The following is a 19,220-nucleotide window of genomic DNA, read 5'->3' on the forward strand; positions in this document are numbered from 1 at the left end:
GCGGCTTTATTCGTGCGCGCCGTTCAATTCGTTGCTGCGCCGCTTGATCTGGGTCACGCGCCCGTCGGTCGATACCGCCACGCCTTCGCTGCGCGGGTCGGCAGCGCCCACCCATGCACCGCCGACCCGTTCGACAGCGTTGGCCTTTAATCCAAGCGGCCCGACCTTCACATCCTCGCCAAGCGCCTGGAGCGCGGGCACCATCGCCTCCAGCTCGGTGCCGGCCTCGACCACGCCGCTTTTGGCAGGCGCGTAGAGCAGACCCGTAGCGATCGCGTCCTGCGCGGAGAGGTGCCAGTCGATCACCCCGACGATCGCTTTCGCCACCTGCGCGATGATGGTCGAGCCGCCCGCCGCGCCGATCGCGAGGCGAACCTTGCCGTCGGGACCATAGACGATCGTCGGCGACATCGAGCTGCGCGGCCGCTTGCCGCCTTCGACCCGGTTAGCGACGAGATAGCCGTCCTTCTCGGGCACGATGTCGAAATCGGTCAACTCGTTGTTGAGCCACATGCCGTCGACCGAGATGCCCGACCCGAAATAGCCGTCGATCGTGGTCGTCACCTCGATCACGTTGCCGGCCGCGTCGGCGGCGGCGAGGTCGCTGGTGCCGGGCACTTCGGAGAGCGGCGCGCGGATGCGTTTCGGCGCACCGGCGGGCTGGCCGGGTTCGATCGTGGCGAGGCTGTGCTCGGGCGAGATCAGCGCCGAGCGGGCGGCGAGATATTTCGCATCGAGCAGCCCGGCGACCGGCACGGTCACGAAATCGGGATCGCCGACGTACATGTCGCGATCCGCATAAGCGAGCCGCGAGCTTTCCGCGAACAGATGCCATGCGACGGGCGAGGTGCGGCCGAGCTTCGCCATGTCGAAGCGTTCGAGCTGCTTGAGGATCATCAGCACCGAGATCGCACCCGACGAGGGCGGCCCCATGCCGCAGATCTTGTAGCCGCGATACGTGCCGCACACGGAGGCGCGATCCTTCGCCTGATAGGTGGAGAGATCGGCGAGCGTCATCTTGGACGTGTTGCGCTCGGCCCCGTTGACGGCGGCGACGATCTTGTCCGCGAGCGGCCCGGTGTAGAAACTGTCGATGCCGTTCTTGACGATCCCTTCGAACAGCGCGGCCTGTTCCGGGTTCCTGAACACCGATCCGGTCGCGACGGCATGGCCATCGGGCGTGAACATATGCGCGCGGCCCCATGCCTCGACATGACGGCCGTAGAGTTCGAGACCGTTGTGCATCCGCGCCGACACGACGAACCCGTCACGCGCATATTTGATCGCAGGGGCGAACAGCGTCGCCCAGGGCAGCTTGCCATAGCGCTGGTGCGCGAGCGCGATCATGCGCAGATTGCCCGGCACACCCGCGCTGCGCCCGCCCGGATAGGCATCGCGGAAGCTCATCGGCTTGCCGTCGTCGCCGTAGAACCATTTGGCGTCGGCCGCGCGCGGCGCGGCCTCGCGACCGTCGATGGTGATGGTCTTGCCGGTCTTCGCGTCGTGATAGACCATGAAGCTGCCGCCGCCGAGGCCCGAGTTCTGCGGCTCGACCACGTTGAGCACCAGCATCGTCGCGATCGCCGCATCGGTGGCGGTGCCGCCCTGTTTGAGCATGTCGGCCCCGGCCTGCGCCGCGCGCGGATCGGCGGCGGAGACGATGCCCGGCGGCGGCGACGCCTTGGCGGACAACGCGGCGGGAGTGAGGGTAAGGGCGAGCGCGACCAGTGTTTTCTTCATCGGGTCCGAAACGTAACGCCCTGCGCCCGCGTAGCAACCCGCTTTTACCCTTTGCCCACCGCTTCCGTGACATTCGCGAAACCGTCGCGCGCGAGCAGCTTGGCCAGGTCGCGGCACAGCCGGCGCGCCAGCCCGGGGCCCTCGTACACCAGCGCGGAGTACAACTGCACGAGGCTCGCGCCTGCGAGGATGCGGCGATAGGCTTCGGCCGCCGTGCCGATGCCGCCCGCCGAAATCAGCGGCAGCGCGCCCCCGGTGGCGGTGCGGAAGTCCGCCAGTCGCGTGCGTGCGAGCGGGGCGAGCGGCGCGCCCGACAGCCCGCCCGTCTCGGCCTTGAGCGGAGAGGCGAGCCCGAACGGCCGCTCGATCGTGGTGTTGCTGACGATCAGCGCGTCGATCCGGTGCTCGATCGCGGCGCGCGCGATACCGTCGATAGCCGCAGGCTCCAGGTCGGGCGCGACCTTGAGGAACAGCGGCGGCTGCTTGCCCGGCAATCGCCGCGCTTCGTCGGCGGCGGCGAGCAGTTCGGCAAGCGCGGGCCCGTGCTGAAGATCGCGCAGGCCCGGCGTGTTGGGCGAACTGATGTTGATCGTCATGTAATCCGCCACCGCCGCCGCCTTGGCGACACCGTGGACGTAGGCGGCGACGCGATCCGTCGCATCCTTGTTCGCGCCGACGTTGATGCCGAGCACGCCGCGCCGCTTCGCCGCCGCCGCGCGCGGCAGCGCCGCGTCGATGCCGCCGTTGTTGAACCCCATGCGGTTGACCACCGCTCTGTCCTCGACCAGCCGGAACAGGCGCGGGCGCGGGTTGCCCGCCTGGGGGAACGGGGTGAGCGTGCCGATTTCGACGCTGCCGAAGCCGAGCCCGAAGAAGCCGTCGATCGCCCGCCCGTCCTTGTCGACGCCGGCCGCGAGCCCGACCGGGTTGGCGAAGTCGAGCCCCGCCACACGCGTCGCCAGCCGCGCATCGTCCGCCGGCCCGCCCAGCGGCGTGCCGAGCCGGCCCCAGGCGGCGAGCGCGTCGATCGTCAGGCCATGCGCGCGTTCGCCATCGAGCGCGAACAGCAACGGGCGGGCAGCGGAAAAGATCATGGCGCCTGATCGCATTCCGCCGTCCGCGCGTCAAAAGCGAAGTTATGCCGCCGTATCGGGTCTATTCCCGACCCGGAAAGCTCCGGAATTGACGTGGCGCGCGCGATTTGTCGTTTCCGTACAAGACGCGGGCGCGCCGATCTGCTCAAAGGGGGGTGCGACCCAAGGGGCTCTCTGACCGGGGGGCCCTGCACCTCAATGGCCCGGACGGTTCACCGTCCGGGCCACTTTTCTTTAGTCGTGGCTGCCGCTACTCCATCGCGCAAAGAAAACAGGGGCGCATTCATGGTGGAGATCAGGCTGGACTATGCAGTCCCGGCGACCGACGTCGCCGAGTTCGTGACGCTGTTCTACCATTTCCATGCGGACCTGCCGGTGTTCGAGGATACCGAACGCGCCGACAATGCGCAGATCCGCTTCCGGCTGAGCGCGCGCCAGGCCGAATATCGCATGCCCGACGACAGCATACAGGACGGGGCGGAGGTGCATGTCATCGGCCCGACCAGCGGCGCGATGAAGGTGCGCGCCGAAGGCCCGGTCGAGGTGTTCGGCATGGGGCTGACCCCGGCGGGCTGGGCGGCGATGATCGGCGACGATGCCTCCTCGATGATGAACCGCGTGATCGATGCGACCACCCTGTTCGGCGCAGTACGCCTGCGCGAAGCGATGGCGACTCTGCGCGCCACCGCCGACCCGGCCGCGCGAGTCGCGATCGGCGAGGCGCTGGTGCGCGATCTCGTCCGGACGGGCGATGCGGGCGCGCGGCGCTTCGTGCGGCAGGTCGACGGCTGGCTGGCGGCGAGCCCATCGCCCGAGATGGACGTGCTGGTCGATCTCGCCGGGCTGTCGCGCCGGCAGGTCGAACGCAAGTGCAAGGCGCTGTACGGCGTGCCGCCCAAGCTGCTCGCGCGCAAATACCGGGCTTTGCGCGCCGCCAACGCGATGCTCGCCACCGACGAGCCGCTCGACGACGTGCTCGAACGCGGCTTCTACGACCAGTCGCACATGATCCGCGAGGTGAAGCAGTTCACCGGCCTCACCCCCGGTCAGATCAAGGACGCGGCGACGATGCTCTCGCGCCTGACCATCACCCAGCGTTCCGCGCTCGGCGGACAGGTGAGCCCGCTGATCAGCGACACCTGAGGCGGATCGCCCCTTCCGTTCGGGTCGAGCCCTTGGGCTGGCTGGCAAGCCAGCCGCTCAGGATAAACTTCGCTCCTGCGGGCCGAAGTCGAGACACCTGCGCGCAGGTCCGGTCCTTCGACTTCGCTCGGGACGGACGGGGCGTTTGGGGCTCAGCCGGCGATCTTCGACGATCGGTCGAGCGCCTACTTCCCCGCCGCCGCCTTGGGCACCACGTCCATCGTCCAGTCCTTGCCCGGCACGAGATATTTGCGCGCGGTCGCCTGAAGGTCCGCCGCGGTCATCCGCACCACGTCGCCGTACAGCTTGGTCAGCGCGTCGATCCGGCGCGGGTCGTAGGATGCGCCGGTCAGTTGCAGCATCCAGAACTGGTCGCCGGTCGACTGGCGCTTGATCGATTCGATCATCGGCCCGATCGTGCGCTTCAATTCGTCGTCGCTGACCGGATTGGCGACCAGATCGGCGGCGATGCTGCGCGACAGCTTGAAGAACAGCGACACATTCTCGGGCGCGACCTGCCCCACCGCGATCACGCGCCCGCCGCCGGGCAGGCCGAGCGGCCAGGTGCTCGACACATTGGGGCTGTAGCTCGCCCCCGCCTGCGAGCGGAGCTGGTCGAACAGCCGGTCCTGGAAGATCGACGCGAGCACGTCGAGCCGCCGCGAATCGGTCACACCGTCGACGCCGCTGCCGGTCGGCCAGGCGATCACCGCCGCCGCCTGATTATCGGGGCCGTCATGCGTCAGCACCACCGGCGTGGCGTTATGATCGGGGAAGCGCACCGGCGGCGGGGTGGCGGCGACGGCAGGGCGCGGCGGCAGCGCGCCGATCGTCTTGCCGACGGTGGCGATGGCGAGATCGGCGCTGATGTCGCCGAACACCTGCACCTCGACCGGTCCGGTCTTCATCAGCGGCTCCCACAGCGCACGGAAGCTCTGCGGGGTGAGCGCCATGATCTGCTCACGCGAGGGTGAGCCCCAGCGCTGATCGCCCGCGCGCAGCAGCCGTTCGAGATCGCGCGACAACACCCCGCTCGGCGACGCGCCGAGTCCGGCATAGCCCGACAGCGCCACACTCTTGGCGCGCAACACCGGGTTGGGATCCCAGCCCGGCGCTGCCAGTTCGGCGGCGAGCAGGTGCATCTGGTCGGCGAAATCGGCGGGCGAAGTCTGCGCGGAGAGCGAGAAGGCGTCGTCCTCGATATCGAAATCGAGGCCGATCCGCCGCCCGGCGGTCATCTGGTCGAGATCGCCCTGCTTGAGCTTGCCGATGCCGCCCTCGACCAGCGCGAGCTCTGCCGCCCAGGCCGGGGTCGGCTTGTCGGCGGGCAAAGCGTTGTACCCGCCGCCGAAGCGGACGCGCACATAGATGCGGTTGTCCTCGGCCGAGGTCGAATAGACCATCAGCTTCGCGCCGTTCGAATAGGCAACGCTGGTCAGGTCCATGTCCGGGCCGAACCGCGTCACCTTCTCGCGCGAGACCACGGTCGCGGGCTTGCCGCCGAGCGCGGGCAGCTTGGCGAACGAGACGTTGCCCTGCGCGCGGGCTTTGCCGGCGGCGGCGGAGACCTTGGCGGAGAGCGCGGTGGTCAGCTTGGCGGTGGCGGCGTCGTCGGGCGCCTGAAGGCTCAGCAGCGCGCGCGTCGTGGTGCCCTGAAACACCTTCCTGGTCGCGGCGAGTTCGGCGGCGGGGTTGAACATCTTCTTGGCGACCGCGTCGCGGTACACCTTGAGGATCGTGTCGGGCGCGGTGGTGGTCTCGCGGATGTCGAGCGCCTGCACCATGTCGTCCGCCTCTTTCGATCCGGCTTCGGCACGCGCGGTTTCGACGCTGGTGCGGAAGCTGACCTCCAGGTCGGCGAGTTCGCGGTCGATCTCGGCTTGCGTGGGCGCATGGTCCTGCGCGTTGGCGATCACCGCGCGCACGTCGCGAAGCGCGGCTTCCCAATCGGTGCCGACCGGCAGGATCGACACGATCGTGACGTTGGCCGAACGTGACGGGTCGTCGAGCGCGGCCTGCGCGGCGATATAGCTGCCGCCGTTCCGCGCCCGCGCCTCAAGCCGGCGATTGATGATCTGGAGCGCGAGCTGATCGACCATGCGCTCCTGGTTGAACAGCACGGTATCGTCGTGGAACTGCCACGGCCGCACCACCGCCATCGTGATGCGCGGCGGCAGGCTCGGCTCGACGATGGTCGCGGCGGTCGGCTGCTTGGGGTCGGGCTTGCCGAAATCGGGATCGGCCGGCGCCGGGCCGATGCCTTGCCACGGTCCGAAATATTTGGCGATGATCGGCTCGATCGTGGCGGGATCGACGTCGCCCGCGATCGAGATCATCACGCGCGGCGGGCGATACCAGCGATCATGGAACGCCTTCACGCTCTCGGCGGTAGCGGCCTCCAGCGTCTTGATGTTGCCGATCGGGGAGCGATCGGCGAGCGGTTGCCCGGCGAACAACGTGTGGTTGAGCGCATCGATGAAGCGCACCTGCGCGCCCGGCTGCTCGCGCTGCTCGGCCAGCACGGCGGGGCGTTCGGCGTTGAGCGCCTGCGGCGTGATGTTGGGCGCGGAGACCATGCCCGACATGATCTTGAGGCTCTCGTCGATCCCCTCGGGCGTGGCGGAGGGAAGGTCGAGCTTGAACACGGTCTGCGTCGTGGTGGTCTGCGCGTTGGTGTCCGAGCCGAAGGTCGTCCCCATCCGCTGCCAGATGCGCTTGGCCTCGCCGTCGGGCACGTATTTGGAGCCGCGAAACGACAGATGCTCGATCAGATGCGCATAGCCGCGTTCGGCGTCGGTTTCGTAGAGCGAGCCCGCGTCGATCCGCACGCGCACCGAAATCTGCCCGGGCGGCACGCCGTTGCGGCGGATCGCATAGCGTAGCCCGTTCTTCAGCGTGCCGAAATGCCATGCCGGATCGGGCGTGATGTCGCTGCCCTTGTAGAGCCAGGCGTCGCGGCTGGCGATCTCAGGGCTGGCCGGCGCGGCGGCAGCGGGCGCCGGCGCGGTCTGGCCAGCGACGACCGGCGACAGCCCGAGGAGGATGCCGACGATGATGGGGCTGGCGATCAGGGGAAGGCGCATCGCGCGCGTGAGAAACTGCATGGCCGCGATCCTAGCGCCCTTCGCACGCCACCGCCAGCGGCCCCGTTTGCACCACAATGCCGGGGTTTGCCGCCGGCGCGCGCCATGTTTTCGACCAACATCGCGGCTAGGCGGGTGTTCATCCGAGGGACAGCGGAGTCGTGAGCCGACGTCAGGGCGCGCGAAGGAAGGTCGAGGCACGTTTGCGCGTTCACACAGATATCAGCCGCGCACCGCGGCACGCGGCGGCGAACGACGCCGCCGCATGCGCGCCGATGCTGAAGGCGGTGCCGCCCGCCGCCGATGCGCCGCTGCGCGCAGAACCCAATCGTCCGCTCGTCATCAAGATCGGCAGGCATCTGCGCGGCGTGTTCGACCGGCTGATCGCCGCCTCCTCGCTGGTCGCAAACGATCCGGTGCTCGACGTGCGCGACTTCGGCTGGACCGCGCCCTTGCGCGAGAACTGGCAGGCGATCCGCGCCGAGGCGCTTGCGGTCGCGTTACGCGGGCAGGCAGCGCCGAGTCTGGCGACGATCTCGCCCGATCACCGCGCGATCGCGCGGATCGGCATGTGGAAATCGTTCTTCCTGTGGGGCTACGGCTACCGGATCGACGACAATATCGCGCGCTGCCCCGCCACCGCCGCGCTGGTCGAGCGCATCCCCGGCCTTGCCACCGCCTTCTTCTCGATCCTCGCGCCGGGCACGCACATCCCGGTGCATCGCGGCGTGACCAAGGGGCTCATCACCTGCCACCTCGCGCTGATCGTGCCGCGCGACGGCGACGTGCGGATGCGTGTGGGCAACCGCGTGGTACGCTGGGCCGAGGGCGAGACCTTGGTGTTCGACGACACCTATCCCCACGAAGTCTGGAACGAGACCAGCGGCACGCGCGTCGTGCTGCTCATCCAGTTCCGCCGGCCGTTGCGCAATCCCGGCAAGATGATCGCGGAATTCTGCCTGAGTATGATCCGTCGTTCGGCCTTCGTTCAGGAAGCGCGCGACAACATCCAGACGTGGAACGAGACGGTCAAGCAAATGGAAGCCTGATGCGGCGTTGGGGCACGAAGTGGAAAGACAAGCTTTCCCAAACGCGCCTTGATCCTGCCATGACGGCGCGCCACATGCACCGCATGTTGATCGAAACCGAAACGACGCCCAATCCGGCCACGCTGAAATTCCTGCCCGGCCGGCAGGTCATGGACAGCGGAACGCGCGATTTCGCGACGCCCGAAGAAGCCGAAGCCTCGCCGCTCGCGCAAGCGCTGTTTGATCTCGGCGATGTCACCGGCGTCTTTTTCGGTCGCGATTTCATTTCGGTAACCGCCGGGCCGGGCAGCGACTGGGCGCAGTTGAAGCCCGACGTCCTCGCCCTTCTGCTCGATCATTTCAGCGCCGGCATGCCGCTGTTCCGTAGCGTCGGCACCGCCGGCTTCTCGGTGCCCGCCGAGGATGATTTCGCCGAGAGCCCCGAGGATGCCGATATCGTCGCGCAGATCAAGGATCTGATCGAAACGCGCGTGCGCCCCGCCGTCGCCAATGACGGCGGCGACATCATCTATCGCGGTTTCGACAAGGGCAAGGTGTTCCTCCAGATGCAGGGTGCCTGCTCGGGTTGCCCGTCGTCGTCGGCGACGCTCAAGAACGGCATCGAGCAACTGTTGCGCTACTACGTCCCCGAAGTCACCGAGGTCCGCGCGGTCTGACGGTCGCGCCGCCAACGCTTATACATCAAGGAACGACTATGGCCGCGAAGCTGTCCGACGACGCCCTGGACACGATCTTCCGCAAGGCGCGCAGCTATAACGGCTATACCGACGCGCCTGTCACCGAGGCCGATCTCCACGCGATCTGGGATCTGATGAAGTTCGGCGCGACTTCGGTGAACTCGCTGCCCGCGCGCATGGTGTGGTGCCTGAGCGAGGAGTCGAAGGAAAAGCTCGCGGGGCTTGCCAGCGGCACCAACGCCGAGAAGATTCGCAAGGCGCCCGCCGCCGTTATCATCGGCATGGATCTGGAGTGGCACGAGCAGTTGCCGACGCTGTTCCCGCATGTCGACGCGCGCGCGTGGTTTCTGGGTGACGACAAGGCCACCGCCCGCAAGGATGCCGCCTTGCGCAATTCGTCGTTGCAGGGCGCGTACTTCATCATCGCCGCGCGCGCGCTCGGCTTCGATACCGGGCCGATGTCAGGGTTCGACAACGCCGCCGTCGACAAGGCATTTTTCGCCGATACGCCGGGCGTCGCGTCGAACTTCATCGCGACGCTTGGCGTTGGCGATCCAGCCACGCTGCACGACCGCTCGCCCCGGCCGCCGTTCGAAACCTTCAACCGGATTGTCTGACCTCGGTTTGCGTACGCTCGTCATCGAAACCGCGACGGCCGCTTGCTCGGTCGCCTTGCTGGAGGGCGGCACGGTCGTCGCCGCCGCACACGAGGTGGTCGGGCGCGGCCATGCCGAGCGGCTGCTGCCGATGATCGCCGCCTTGCCAGACGGCGGCCGCGCCGCGCACATCCTGGTCGACTGCGGCCCCGGCAGCTTCACCGGCGTGCGCGTCGGGCTGGCGGCGGCGCGCGCACTCGCGCTCGGCTGGAGTGCGAGCCTCGGCGGCTTCTCGTCGCTCGCGCTGCTGGCGGCGGCGGCGTTCGGGGTCAATCCGGGTATCCCCATGCTTGCCAGCGTGATCGAGGGGGGGCATGGCGAGGTCTTCATGCAGACGTTCGACGCGCCGCTCAGCGCGACCAGCCCTCTTGCCTCGCTCCGTCCCGATGTCGCGCTCGAGCAGATCGGCGCGCGCTTCGCCGTGGGCAGCGGCGTGCGGCTGATTGCCGGGCTCGACACCGCGCGGGCCGATGCGCAGGCGCTGCCGCGCGCCGCCGATGCGCGGCTGCTGCCCGAAGCGTTTACCACGCTCGCCCCCGTGCCGCTTTACGGTCGCGCGCCTGACGCGAAGCCGATCGCGGCATGAGCACGGCAGTCGCCCCCGTCGATCTGCGTGCCGGCGCCGCAGCCGATCTCGGCACGGTCGACACGATCATGCAAGCCGCATTCGATCCGCGTTTCGGCGAGGCATGGACGCGCAACCAGTGCCTCGGCATCCTGTCGATGCCGGGCGTGTGGCTGACGATCGCGTCGGTCAACGGCACGGCCGCCGGCTTCGCACTGTCGCGGATCGTCGTCGACGAAGCCGAGTTGATGTTGCTCGCGACCGTACCGGACCTGCGTCGTCGCGGTGTCGGCGGTGCGCTTTTGCGGTCTTTCATCGCCGACAGCACCATGCGCGGTGTCAAAAGCCTGCATCTCGAAGTCCGCGAAGGTAATGCCGCTATCCAACTGTACCGCGACGCGGGCTTTGCAAAGGTCGGCGAACGTCACCGTTACTATCGCGGTTCAGACGGTCAGGCTTTCGACGCCTTTACGTTCCGCCGCGATTTAGCCTGAGATGATGGGTTAATGAACACATTGTTGCTTGCGCTCGTTTGAGCAAGGGTGAATAGATATCGTAACGGCTGCGACAACAGTAGCCTTAAATAAGGGTCGAAAGGTCAATAATGGACGCTCAGTTAGAACTTCAGGAAACGCTTGTAACGCTCACCGCCGATATTGTCGCTGCGCATGTCAGCAACAACAGTGTGGCCGTTTCGGACCTGCCGGTCCTCATCGCCAACGTACACGGCGCGCTCACCGGGCTTGGCGGCAACGCTCCGGCGCCGGAAATTAAGCAAGAGCCGGCGGTTTCGGTTCGGTCTTCGATCAAGCCGGACTATATCGTCTGCCTCGAAGACGGTAAGAAGCTCAAGATGCTCAAGCGTCACCTGATGACGCATTACCAGATGACCCCGGAACAGTATCGCGCGAAGTGGAATCTTCCCGCCGACTATCCGATGGTCGCGCCGAGCTATGCCGAGCAGCGCCGCACGCTCGCCAAGAAGATCGGCCTCGGCACCAAGCGCCGCAAGACCGCGACGCGTTGACATGCCTGCAAGAGCGGCGCCCCAAGTCGGGTGCCGCTCTTTTCGCACGCGCGAAGAAGCGCCTTTATCCGGCGCGGCGAACCGCCTACAACGCGCGCATGCCGCGCAAGATCGACATCGAAGCTCTCTGTAACGAGAAGGGCCTTCGCATCACCGAACAGCGGCGCGTGATCGCACGCGTGCTGTCCGAGGCCGACGACCATCCCGATGTGGAGCGCGTGTACGAACGCGCGTCCGCCATCGACCCCGGCATCTCGATCGCCACCGTCTATCGCACGGTGCGGCTGTTCGAGGAGGCCGGCATCCTCGACCGGCATGATTTCGGCGATGGCCGCTCGCGCTACGAGCCCGCGCCCGAGGCGCATCACGATCACCTGATCGACGTCGAGACCGGCAAGGTGCTCGAATTCGTCGACCCCGAACTCGAACAATTGCAGAAGACCATCGCCGAACGGCTCGGCTTCCGGCTGGTCGATCACCGCATGGAATTGTACGGCGTCGCGCTCGACCGCAAGGGCTGAGCCCTTGCGGCGCGAAGACCGCCTCGCCGCCGCCGCCGGACGCCCGCCGGCGCTCTCCGCCACGGGCAAGGCGCGGATGTGGCTGCGCATCGCGATGCTCACCGCGCTCGCGGCAGTGCTGGTGCCGCTGCATTATCTGTGGCGGCTGGTGCGCCGGCCCTCGCCATGGCCACGCATCTTCCTTGGCCGCGCCGGGCGGATCAGCGGCGCGCGTGTCGCCGTTAAGGGCGTACCGCTGCGGCGTGACGTGTTCTACGTCGCGAACCATGTGAGCTGGATCGACATTCTCGCCATCGCCGGCGCAAGCGGCACCGCTTTCGTCGCAAAGGCAGAGATCCGCGACGCGCCGGTGGTCGGCTGGCTCGCCTCGCTCAACCGCACGGTCTTTGTCGAGCGCGAGAACCGGCTCGGCGTCGCCGGGCAGATCGACGCGCTGCGCGATACGCTGGCGAAGAACTGGTCGGTCACGGTGTTCCCGGAGGGCACAACCGAGGACGGCCGTTCGCTGCTGCCGTTCAAGACCTCGATGCTCAAGGTGCTCGAACCGCCGCCGCCCGGCGTGCGGGTGCAGCCGGTGCTGATCGACTATGGCGACGTCGGCGAGGAGATCGGCTGGATCGGCCATGAAAGCGGCAAGGCCAATGCCGCGCGCGTGCTGGCGCGCGGCGGCAGTTTCCCGGTGACGGTGCATTTCCTCGAACCCTTCAATCCGGCCGACTTCCCCGGCCGCAAGGCGATCGCGGGCGAGAGCCGGCGACGGATCGAGGCCGCACTCTCCGCGGTGATGGGCGGGCCGGTGCCGGCCTTCATCGGCCACGATGCTTGGGCGGCGCGCGCCGACGAACGCCGGGATGGGGCCCCTGTCCTGCCATGATTTGTGCGTAAGGCCCCCGCAGCGTATGAAGCGGCCATTATGAAATCCTCGCCCAAGACTTTTCACGTCAAGTCGTTCGGTTGCCAGATGAACGTCTATGACGGCGATCGCATGGCCGAGACTCTGGCCGAACAGGGTATGACCGCGACCGACGACGCCAACGCCGCCGATCTCGTCGTGCTCAACACCTGCCACATCCGCGAGAAAGCGACCGAGAAGGTCTATTCGGACATCGGCCGCTTGCGGAAGCACGGCGCCGATCCGCTGATCGCGGTGGCGGGCTGCGTCGCGCAGGCCGAAGGCGCGGAGATCGTGCGGCGCGCGAAGGTCGATGTGGTGGTCGGCCCGCAAGCCTATCACAACCTGCCGGCGCTGGTCGCGCGTGCAGCGCGCGGCGAGGCGGCGCTCGACACCGACATGCCGGTCGATCTCAAGTTCGGCCATCTGCCCGCCCGCCGCCGCGTGAGCCCAAGCGCCTTCCTCACCGTGCAGGAAGGCTGCGACAAGTTCTGCACCTATTGCGTCGTGCCCTATACGCGCGGCGCGGAAGTCTCGCGTGGTTGGGGGCAAGTGGTCGACGAGGCCAGGGCGCTGGTCGATGCGGGCGCGAAGGAAATCACTTTGCTCGGCCAGAACGTCAACGCGTGGGCCGACGACGGGAAGGGGTTGCACGACCTGATCGCCGCGCTCGCCGATCTGCCCGCGCTGCACCGTATCCGCTACACCACCAGCCACCCCAACGACATGACGCAGGGGCTGATCGAGGCGCATCGCGACATCCCCAAGCTGATGCCGTTCCTCCACCTGCCGGTGCAGGCGGGCAGCGACCGCATCCTTAGCCGCATGAACCGCAGCCACACCCGCGCCTCCTACCTGCGACTGATCGAGCGGGTGCGCGCGGTGCGGCCCGATATCGCGATCTCGGGCGATTTCATCGTCGGCTTTCCGGGCGAGACCGAGGCCGATTTCGCCGAGACGCTGAGCCTGCTCGACGAGGTTCGCCACGCGCAGGCGTTCAGCTTCAAATATTCGCCGCGTCCCGGCACCCCCGCCGCGACGATGACCGATCAGGTCGCGCCCGAGATCATGGACGAGCGGCTCCAGCGCCTGCAAGCTGCGCTCAACCGCGATCAGGCGGCATTCAACGCAGCAAGCGTGGGGACGCGCTGCACCGTGCTGCTCGAGCGCAAGGGCAAGCTGCCGGGCCAGCTCATCGGTAAAAGCCCGTGGTTGCAATCGGTTCACGTCGTCGGCACATCGGAAATCGGCGATCTGGTCGATGTCGAGATCACCGCCGCCTGGCCCAATTCGGTCAGCGGCATCATCTTGGATCAGGCACATGAGGGCGAGGATGAAGGCTTCCGCATCGCGAGCGCCGACGTTGCCGCCTGACGACACGCAGGCGCTGTTCATCGCCGACGACGGGCGCGCCGGTTGGCGGCGCACGCCGGTCGGGCTGTGGTTCTACGCCGGGCTCGGGGCTTTGCGCATCATCCTGTCGGGCATGTCGATCGTGCTGCTGCGCCGCTGATGTTCGCCTTCGCAGTATGGAGCGTCGGCGCGCTGATCGCCTGCGGGTATTGCGTGGTGCGCGGCATCGGCGATATCCGGCGCAAGAAGTATGCGGCGGGGGTGATCGGCCTCGGCAGCGCGGCGATCTTCCTGCTCACCCCTATCAAGACTCAGGCGGTGAAGATCGACCTGCCCGCAGCGATCGCCAAATAGCGCGCCGTCTCCACCTGGATCAGCACGAACCGGCGCGATCACCGCGCTTTCCCCCTGTCGCCGGCCGCCGCGATCTGCCAAACTCGCGCCCGGATGCAGCGTAATCGCCCTCCCCGCCGCCAGCCCCGATGCGCCCCGCGCACCGGTTGCCCCGCGATGACGCCCGCGCCCCTCCCCCTCGCGCACGAAGGAATTGCATGAGCCGTAAGCCCGTCCCCGCCCAATCCGGCGAGCGCAGCCGCGCCGAGGTCGTGTTCGACCGGCCGCAGTTGATGGCGCAATTGTTCGGGGAGTTCGACCAGAACCTGTTGCTGCTCGAAAGCCGATTGGGCGTGTACATCACCGCGCGCGGCAACAAGGTCGGACTGGAAGGCGCCGCCGAGTCGGTCGCCTCCGCGCGCGACGTGCTGCACGCGCTCTACAACCGCATCGTCCACGGTGAGGTGGTCGATCCCGGGCTGATCGACGCGGTGATCGCCATGTCGGCCGAGCCGATGCTGAACGGCATCATCCGCGCCGAGGATCGTGGGAGCCCGCCGCAGATCATGATCCGCACGCGCAAGAAGACGATCGTGCCGCGCACCATCGCGCAGGCGCATTACATGCGCGAGCTGCTCGACCACGACATCATCTTCGCGCTCGGGCCGGCGGGCACCGGCAAGACCTATATCGCCGTCGCGCAGGCGGTCGCGCAGCTCATCACCGGCAGCGTGCAGCGGCTGATCCTGTCGCGCCCGGCGGTGGAGGCGGGCGAGAAGCTCGGCTTCCTGCCCGGCGACATGAAGGAGAAGGTCGATCCGTATCTGCGGCCGCTGTACGATGCGCTTAACGATTGCCTGCCCGCCGAGCAGGTCGAGCGGCGCATCGCCAGCGGCGAGATCGAGATCGCGCCGATCGCCTTCATGCGCGGGCGCACGCTGGCCGATGCGTTCATCATCCTCGACGAGGCGCAGAACACCACCCCTGCGCAGATGAAGATGTTCCTCACCCGTTTCGGCGAGAACAGCCGCATGGTGGTGTGCGGCGATCCCAACCAGACCGATCTGCCCGGCGGCATGGCGGCGAGCGGCCTCAACGACGCGGTACGGCGGCTGGAAGGGGTTGAGGGCATCTCGATCTCGCGCTTTGGTGCGGGCGACGTGGTGCGGCATCCGATCGTCGGACGCATCGTCGAGGCCTACGAGGGGACCGGCGGTTGAAGGTGGGGATATCCTGTCGTATTATACAGGATATCCTGCGGAGGCTGACGTGGCATCGCTGTTCATCAAGGACGAAGAAACCGCCGCATTGGTGACACGTGTGGCGAAGCGCTCGGGGGTGACCAAGACTGCACTGATCCGAGAGCTGGCGTCCGCGCGTGAAGCCGAACTGGATCGGCAGGCGCCTCGCCCGTCACTACAAGCGTCTTTGGACAAGCTGTGGCGCAACCATCCCGGGCTGCTTCAGAAGACCGGACTTACGGCGGACAAGGCCTTTTACGACAGCCTCAACGACGAGGATGACGGTTGACCATCCTTGCCGACGCGTCAGCCCTCGTCGCGATCCTCACCAACGAACCCGAGCGTGGCGTTCTGATGGATGAGCTAGACCAGCATGAGGACAAACTCTATTGCCCGACGGGTGCGTGGGAAGCCGTTCGCGCGGTCGCTCGCACCGCTAGGGTGAGTGTGGACGAAGCAAGCGAAGCGATCCGCAGCTGGTTCATGGACCTCGGCTTTCGACCGGTGCCGATCGGCGACGCGGAATGGCGTCTCGCCATTGAAGCGCACCGTCTGTACGGCAAGGGCACCGGCCATCCCGCCAGCCTCAACATGGGCGATTGCTTCGCTTATGCCTGCGCCAAGACAAAGGGTGCGCGTCTGCTCTACAAGGGCGACGATTTTTCCAAGACGGACCTCGCCTGATGATCGAGATCGCCCTCTCCACCGAAGACGCCTGGCCCGCAGCCGATTGGGACGCCCTCGCGCTGCGCGCCGCCACCGCCGCGATCGAGCGGACGCCCAATGGTGAGATCCTCACCACGCCCGCGCTGTTCGAGGTGTCGGTGCGGCTCACCGACGATGCCGAGGTGCAGCACCTCAACGCGCAATACCGCCACAAGGACAAGCCGACCAACGTGCTGTCTTTCCCGATGGTGCAGCCCGATCTGCTCGAGACGATCGGGCAGAACAGCGACGATGGCGAGGTGCTGCTCGGCGATATCGTGCTCGCGCACGGCGTGTGCGCGGCGGAGGCGGCGGAGCGCGGCATCGCACTTGCCGATCATGCCACGCATTTGATCGTGCATGGCATGCTGCATCTGCTAGGATACGACCATATGGCGGAAGACGAGGCCGAGGCGATGGAGGCGATCGAAACCGATGCGCTGAAGTCGCTGGGCCTGGCCGACCCCTATCTCATTTGCGAGGACTGAAACGACCGCCATGCCCGAGGGCCCCAGTAGCAGCTCGAACACCGGCACGAGCCACAGTACCGCCAGCACCGGCGCGCAGGCCGGCGACTCTGCCCAGCATGAGGGCAGCATATGGAAGAACCTCAAGGCGCTGATCTTCGGCGAGTCGGCCGACGATTCGCTCCGCGCGCAGCTTGAGGATGCGATCGACGCGCATGAGGGCGATCCCGCGCCCGACGCGACCGGTGATCTCTCGCCGCTCGAACGGCAGATGGTGCGCAACCTGCTCCATTTCGGCGAACGCGACGCGGGCGACATCGGCGTGCCGCGTGCGGATATCGTCGCGGTCGAGGAAGGCACCAGCTTCGCCGATCTGGTCAAGCTGTTCGCCGAGGCCGGGCACAGCCGCATCCCGGTGTACCGCGAGGAACTCGATACGATCGTCGGCATGGTCCACATTAAGGACGTGTTCAACATCCTCGCCACCGGCGCGCCGCACCCCGAGACGATCACCGGCCTGCTGCGCGAGCCGCTGTACGTGCCGATGTCGCGCGGCGCGCTCGATCTGCTCGCCGACATGCGCACCAAGCGCGTCCACCTCGCCATCGTGCTCGACGAATATTTCGGCACCGAAGGGCTGGTGACGATCGAGGATCTGATCGAGGAGATCGTCGGCGATATCGAGGACGAGCATGACGAGGCGCCCGAGGCGCTGCTCGTGCCGATCGACGGCGGCGGCTGGGAAGCGGATGCGCGCGCCGAGCTGGAGGATGTCGGCGAGACGATCGACCCGCGTCTCGCGGAAGTCGACGGCGATATCGACACGATCGGTGGACTCGCGGCGGTGCTGGCGGGCCATGTGCCCGAAGTCGGCGCGTGCATCGCGCACCCGAGCGGCTGGACGATCGAGGTGGTCGAGGCGGACACGCGCCGCGTCGAGCGGCTGCGCCTGCACCCGCCGCGTCCGGTGCATGAGGACGCTTAGCCGCCCCCTACGCCGCCCCTATGTCACCCCGGACGTGTTCCGGGGTCCACTTGGCCGAGTGCGGTGTTCGAGCCTCAACCCGTACCGCGCGCCGCAAGGTGGACCCCGGCACGAGGCCGAGGTGACGATATAGCTACCCCAGCAACCCGAGCAGCCGAACGCCCGCGTCAAAGTCGCGTCGCCGCGCTTCCGCCGCCGCCTCGGCAAGCGGATCGCGGCCCCAGCGATCGGCCTGAAAATCCTCGTCGACATGCGCCGCCGCCCAGATCGCATCGGCGTCGGCCGCCCCTTCGAGCAGCGCCAGCGCCGCCACCAGTGAGCCGCTGATCGTCACGATCGGCGACAGTGCCGCCAGTTCAAACGCCCCGCGCGCCGCCACCGCCTCGCCCAGCCGCGTCAGCGTGGCGGCGGGCTGCGCGCGGTGGATGATGCCGGTGACGACCTCGAAATGCACATCGTAGCGCGCGCGCGCCCATGCCAGCAGCGGATCCCATGCCGCCGTCTGCCGCGCCGCCAGTTCCTCGGGCTCGTCGGCGCGGTAGCAGAGCAGGTCGCTTTCCGCATACGCCGTCAGACCGGCGGCGAAAGTAGCGGGATCGGGTGCGATCCGGTCGATCGCGGCGTTGGCGAGTCCGGTCAGCGGCATCGCGCGCGGGTCGATCATCTCGCCGCAGTCTTGCCACTCCGCCGCCACCGCCTCGGCGAGCGCGTGCGTCGGCAGCAGCAAAGGGGTGCGGCCGGGGGTGCGCAGCGGCTTGCCGTCGAGCCGCACGCCGCGCTCGCCATCGACGCTCACGTCTTTCCAGAAGCGCTTCATTCGCTCGACGTCCGCCAGCGGCGGGCAAGCGCGCGCGGCACCACCGCCATCATCAGCAGCGCGGAGAGCACCAATGCGGTGCCGATCACCTTGGGCACGATCAGGTCGCTGCGCGCGATCAGGATCAGCCCGAACACCGCCCCCGCCGCCGCCGCGATCCGCACGCCGACGATCGTGAAATAGCGCGCCGCGACGCTCATGCCGTCATCAATCCCACCAGTGCGGGCACTTCGATCGCGACCGCATGCGCGCCCGCCGCGCGCAGTTCGTGCGGCGGATGATAGCCCCAGCCGACGCCAAGCGCACGCGTGCCCGCCGCGCGCGCCATCAGCATGTCGTAACTGGTGTCGCCGATCATCACCGTCGTTTCGGACGATGCGCCCGCCTCCGCCATCGCCTGTTCGATCATCGAGGGGTGCGGCTTGGACGGGTGGCGGTCGGCAGTCTGGAGCGTGAGGAAACGCGCGGTCAGCCCATGCGCGGCGAGGACATGCGCGAGCCCGCGACCGGACTTGCCGGTCGCCACGCCGAACAGCCAGCCATCGGTTTCGAGCTGGTCGAGCACGTCGGCGATGCCGTCGAACAGCGGCTCGTCGGCGAGCGCGCCGGTGCCGCGCATCGTGTGGAACGTCGCCTTGTAATCGCGCGCGAGGTGCTCGTGATGCGCGGCCTCGGCGGCAGGCAGCAGCACCGCCATCGCCTCGACCAGACTGAGCCCGACGATCCGCCGGATTGCAGCGCGCGAGGGCACGTCGAGCCGGTGCAGCGCGAACGTCTCCTCGACCGCGCGGCAGATGTTCACCTGGCTGTCGACGAGGGTGCCGTCGCAATCGAACAGGGCGAGGCGGTTCATGCGTTGCGCAGCCAAGGAC

At 67.7% G+C, this 19,220-nt stretch carries 23 protein-coding genes; 17 read left to right on the plus strand and 6 right to left on the minus strand.

Annotation, left to right across the window (positions count from 1 at the left end):
- Nucleotides 1–6 precede the first annotated feature (6 nt).
- Nucleotides 7–1,740, minus strand: coding sequence for a gamma-glutamyltransferase (ggt, locus tag AC3ANX_RS18665; RefSeq protein WP_488334722.1), 1,734 nt, complete (start codon nucleotides 1,738–1,740; stop codon nucleotides 7–9).
- Between the two features lie 44 nt (nucleotides 1,741–1,784).
- Nucleotides 1,785–2,834 (minus strand): quinone-dependent dihydroorotate dehydrogenase, encoded by a 1,050-nt coding sequence (locus tag AC3ANX_RS18670; protein ID WP_488334723.1) that lies wholly within the window; start codon nucleotides 2,832–2,834, stop codon nucleotides 1,785–1,787.
- A 285-nt stretch (nucleotides 2,835–3,119) separates the two neighbouring features.
- Here AC3ANX_RS18670 and AC3ANX_RS18675 point away from each other — a divergent pair, with 285 nt between their 5' ends.
- Entirely contained in the window at nucleotides 3,120–3,977 is an 858-nt protein-coding gene (locus tag AC3ANX_RS18675) for a helix-turn-helix domain-containing protein (RefSeq protein ID WP_488334724.1), read from the plus strand.
- A gap of 185 nt (nucleotides 3,978–4,162) precedes the next feature.
- On the opposite strand, the gene AC3ANX_RS18680 is transcribed toward AC3ANX_RS18675, so the two are convergent.
- Nucleotides 4,163–7,081, minus strand: a complete 2,919-nt coding sequence (locus AC3ANX_RS18680; protein ID WP_488334725.1) for a M16 family metallopeptidase — start codon at nucleotides 7,079–7,081, stop codon at nucleotides 4,163–4,165.
- A gap of 182 nt (nucleotides 7,082–7,263) precedes the next feature.
- Between AC3ANX_RS18680 and AC3ANX_RS18685 the strand changes: the two genes are divergently transcribed.
- The 16 genes from AC3ANX_RS18685 to AC3ANX_RS18760 all read left to right on the plus strand — a co-directional run bounded on the left by AC3ANX_RS18685 (nucleotide 7,264) and on the right by AC3ANX_RS18760 (nucleotide 17,531).
- Nucleotides 7,264–8,109 carry an aspartyl/asparaginyl beta-hydroxylase domain-containing protein gene (locus AC3ANX_RS18685; RefSeq protein WP_488334726.1) on the plus strand — a complete coding sequence of 282 codons (846 nt, stop codon included), beginning with the start codon at nucleotides 7,264–7,266 and terminating at the stop codon, nucleotides 8,107–8,109.
- Between the two features lie 83 nt (nucleotides 8,110–8,192).
- Nucleotides 8,193–8,765, plus strand: a complete 573-nt coding sequence (locus AC3ANX_RS18690; protein WP_488336997.1) for a NifU family protein — start codon at nucleotides 8,193–8,195, stop codon at nucleotides 8,763–8,765.
- Nucleotides 8,766–8,803: 38 nt separating this feature from the next.
- Nucleotides 8,804–9,403, plus strand: a complete 600-nt coding sequence (locus tag AC3ANX_RS18695) for a malonic semialdehyde reductase (RefSeq protein WP_488334727.1) — start codon at nucleotides 8,804–8,806, stop codon at nucleotides 9,401–9,403.
- A 7-nt stretch (nucleotides 9,404–9,410) separates the two neighbouring features.
- Nucleotides 9,411–10,028, plus strand: a complete 618-nt coding sequence (gene tsaB, locus AC3ANX_RS18700; RefSeq protein WP_488334728.1) for a tRNA (adenosine(37)-N6)-threonylcarbamoyltransferase complex dimerization subunit type 1 TsaB — start codon at nucleotides 9,411–9,413, stop codon at nucleotides 10,026–10,028.
- Entirely contained in the window at nucleotides 10,025–10,501 is a 477-nt protein-coding gene (locus AC3ANX_RS18705) for a GNAT family N-acetyltransferase (protein WP_488334729.1), read from the plus strand. Before tsaB ends, AC3ANX_RS18705 begins: the two co-directional genes overlap by 4 nt.
- 110 nt (nucleotides 10,502–10,611) lie before the next feature.
- Nucleotides 10,612–11,034 carry a Ros/MucR family transcriptional regulator gene (locus AC3ANX_RS18710; protein WP_488334730.1) on the plus strand — a complete coding sequence of 141 codons (423 nt, stop codon included), beginning with the start codon at nucleotides 10,612–10,614 and terminating at the stop codon, nucleotides 11,032–11,034.
- Between the two features lie 98 nt (nucleotides 11,035–11,132).
- The gene (locus AC3ANX_RS18715) at nucleotides 11,133–11,555 is read left to right on the plus strand and encodes a Fur family transcriptional regulator (RefSeq protein ID WP_488334731.1); all 423 of its coding nucleotides are present in this window, start codon (nucleotides 11,133–11,135) and stop codon (nucleotides 11,553–11,555) included.
- Nucleotides 11,556–11,559: 4 nt separating this feature from the next.
- The gene (locus AC3ANX_RS18720; RefSeq protein ID WP_488334732.1) at nucleotides 11,560–12,429 is read left to right on the plus strand and encodes a lysophospholipid acyltransferase family protein; all 870 of its coding nucleotides are present in this window, start codon (nucleotides 11,560–11,562) and stop codon (nucleotides 12,427–12,429) included.
- Nucleotides 12,430–12,468: 39 nt separating this feature from the next.
- Nucleotides 12,469–13,821: a tRNA (N6-isopentenyl adenosine(37)-C2)-methylthiotransferase MiaB gene (gene miaB, locus AC3ANX_RS18725; protein ID WP_488334733.1), complete on the plus strand. Its 1,353-nt coding sequence runs from the start codon at nucleotides 12,469–12,471 to the stop codon at nucleotides 13,819–13,821.
- Entirely contained in the window at nucleotides 13,811–13,960 is a 150-nt protein-coding gene (locus tag AC3ANX_RS18730) for a hypothetical protein (RefSeq protein WP_488334734.1), read from the plus strand. Before miaB ends, AC3ANX_RS18730 begins: the two co-directional genes overlap by 11 nt.
- The gene (locus AC3ANX_RS18735) at nucleotides 13,960–14,154 is read left to right on the plus strand and encodes a hypothetical protein (protein ID WP_488334735.1); all 195 of its coding nucleotides are present in this window, start codon (nucleotides 13,960–13,962) and stop codon (nucleotides 14,152–14,154) included. Before AC3ANX_RS18730 ends, AC3ANX_RS18735 begins: the two co-directional genes overlap by 1 nt.
- A gap of 197 nt (nucleotides 14,155–14,351) precedes the next feature.
- Nucleotides 14,352–15,353 (plus strand): PhoH family protein, encoded by a 1,002-nt coding sequence (locus AC3ANX_RS18740; RefSeq protein ID WP_488334736.1) that lies wholly within the window; start codon nucleotides 14,352–14,354, stop codon nucleotides 15,351–15,353.
- Nucleotides 15,354–15,402: 49 nt separating this feature from the next.
- Nucleotides 15,403–15,663 (plus strand): type II toxin-antitoxin system VapB family antitoxin, encoded by a 261-nt coding sequence (locus AC3ANX_RS18745; protein ID WP_488334737.1) that lies wholly within the window; start codon nucleotides 15,403–15,405, stop codon nucleotides 15,661–15,663.
- Nucleotides 15,660–16,058: a type II toxin-antitoxin system VapC family toxin gene (locus tag AC3ANX_RS18750; protein ID WP_488334738.1), complete on the plus strand. Its 399-nt coding sequence runs from the start codon at nucleotides 15,660–15,662 to the stop codon at nucleotides 16,056–16,058. Before AC3ANX_RS18745 ends, AC3ANX_RS18750 begins: the two co-directional genes overlap by 4 nt.
- Nucleotides 16,058–16,567 carry an rRNA maturation RNase YbeY gene (gene ybeY / locus AC3ANX_RS18755; RefSeq protein WP_488334739.1) on the plus strand — a complete coding sequence of 170 codons (510 nt, stop codon included), beginning with the start codon at nucleotides 16,058–16,060 and terminating at the stop codon, nucleotides 16,565–16,567. Before AC3ANX_RS18750 ends, ybeY begins: the two co-directional genes overlap by 1 nt.
- A gap of 10 nt (nucleotides 16,568–16,577) precedes the next feature.
- Nucleotides 16,578–17,531 carry a hemolysin family protein gene (locus tag AC3ANX_RS18760; RefSeq protein WP_488334740.1) on the plus strand — a complete coding sequence of 318 codons (954 nt, stop codon included), beginning with the start codon at nucleotides 16,578–16,580 and terminating at the stop codon, nucleotides 17,529–17,531.
- 133 nt (nucleotides 17,532–17,664) lie between these two features.
- Here the strand turns inward: AC3ANX_RS18760 and AC3ANX_RS18765 are convergent, their stop codons facing one another.
- From AC3ANX_RS18765 to AC3ANX_RS18775, 3 genes are read right to left on the minus strand one after another with little or no spacing between them, the layout of a single operon-like run.
- Nucleotides 17,665–18,348 carry an ATP12 family chaperone protein gene (locus tag AC3ANX_RS18765; protein ID WP_488334741.1) on the minus strand — a complete coding sequence of 228 codons (684 nt, stop codon included), beginning with the start codon at nucleotides 18,346–18,348 and terminating at the stop codon, nucleotides 17,665–17,667.
- A complete protein-coding gene (locus AC3ANX_RS18770) occupies nucleotides 18,345–18,548 on the minus strand; it encodes a hypothetical protein (protein WP_488334742.1) in 204 nt (67 codons plus the stop codon). The genes AC3ANX_RS18765 and AC3ANX_RS18770 overlap by 4 nt, the downstream gene beginning before the upstream one ends.
- Nucleotides 18,545–19,201, minus strand: a complete 657-nt coding sequence (locus tag AC3ANX_RS18775; RefSeq protein ID WP_488334743.1) for an HAD-IA family hydrolase — start codon at nucleotides 19,199–19,201, stop codon at nucleotides 18,545–18,547. Before AC3ANX_RS18775 ends, AC3ANX_RS18770 begins: the two co-directional genes overlap by 4 nt.
- Nucleotides 19,202–19,220: the final 19 nt, after the last annotated feature.

This window comes from Sphingomonas sp. BRN-1R, from assembly GCF_057748035.1.

Bases quoted from the DNA above. Each gene is read 5' to 3' on its own strand.
- AC3ANX_RS18695 (WP_488334727.1), top strand. From the start codon at position 8,804: ATGGCCGCGAAGCTGTCCGACGACGCCCTGGACACGATCTTCCGCAAG.
- AC3ANX_RS18765 (WP_488334741.1), bottom strand. From the start codon at position 18,348: ATGAAGCGCTTCTGGAAAGACGTGAGCGTCGATGGCGAGCGCGGCGTG.
- AC3ANX_RS18715 (WP_488334731.1), top strand. From the start codon at position 11,133: ATGCCGCGCAAGATCGACATCGAAGCTCTCTGTAACGAGAAGGGCCTT.
- AC3ANX_RS18740 (WP_488334736.1), top strand. From the start codon at position 14,352: ATGAGCCGTAAGCCCGTCCCCGCCCAATCCGGCGAGCGCAGCCGCGCC.
- ggt (WP_488334722.1), bottom strand. From the start codon at position 1,740: ATGAAGAAAACACTGGTCGCGCTCGCCCTTACCCTCACTCCCGCCGCG.
- AC3ANX_RS18690 (WP_488336997.1), top strand. From the start codon at position 8,193: ATGTTGATCGAAACCGAAACGACGCCCAATCCGGCCACGCTGAAATTC.
- AC3ANX_RS18705 (WP_488334729.1), top strand. From the start codon at position 10,025: ATGAGCACGGCAGTCGCCCCCGTCGATCTGCGTGCCGGCGCCGCAGCC.
- AC3ANX_RS18710 (WP_488334730.1), top strand. From the start codon at position 10,612: ATGGACGCTCAGTTAGAACTTCAGGAAACGCTTGTAACGCTCACCGCC.
- AC3ANX_RS18770 (WP_488334742.1), bottom strand. From the start codon at position 18,548: ATGAGCGTCGCGGCGCGCTATTTCACGATCGTCGGCGTGCGGATCGCG.
- AC3ANX_RS18675 (WP_488334724.1), top strand. From the start codon at position 3,120: ATGGTGGAGATCAGGCTGGACTATGCAGTCCCGGCGACCGACGTCGCC.
- AC3ANX_RS18735 (WP_488334735.1), top strand. From the start codon at position 13,960: ATGTTCGCCTTCGCAGTATGGAGCGTCGGCGCGCTGATCGCCTGCGGG.
- miaB (WP_488334733.1), top strand. From the start codon at position 12,469: ATGAAATCCTCGCCCAAGACTTTTCACGTCAAGTCGTTCGGTTGCCAG.
- AC3ANX_RS18680 (WP_488334725.1), bottom strand. From the start codon at position 7,081: ATGCAGTTTCTCACGCGCGCGATGCGCCTTCCCCTGATCGCCAGCCCC.
- AC3ANX_RS18670 (WP_488334723.1), bottom strand. From the start codon at position 2,834: ATGATCTTTTCCGCTGCCCGCCCGTTGCTGTTCGCGCTCGATGGCGAA.
- ybeY (WP_488334739.1), top strand. From the start codon at position 16,058: ATGATCGAGATCGCCCTCTCCACCGAAGACGCCTGGCCCGCAGCCGAT.
- AC3ANX_RS18760 (WP_488334740.1), top strand. From the start codon at position 16,578: ATGCCCGAGGGCCCCAGTAGCAGCTCGAACACCGGCACGAGCCACAGT.
- AC3ANX_RS18775 (WP_488334743.1), bottom strand. From the start codon at position 19,201: ATGAACCGCCTCGCCCTGTTCGATTGCGACGGCACCCTCGTCGACAGC.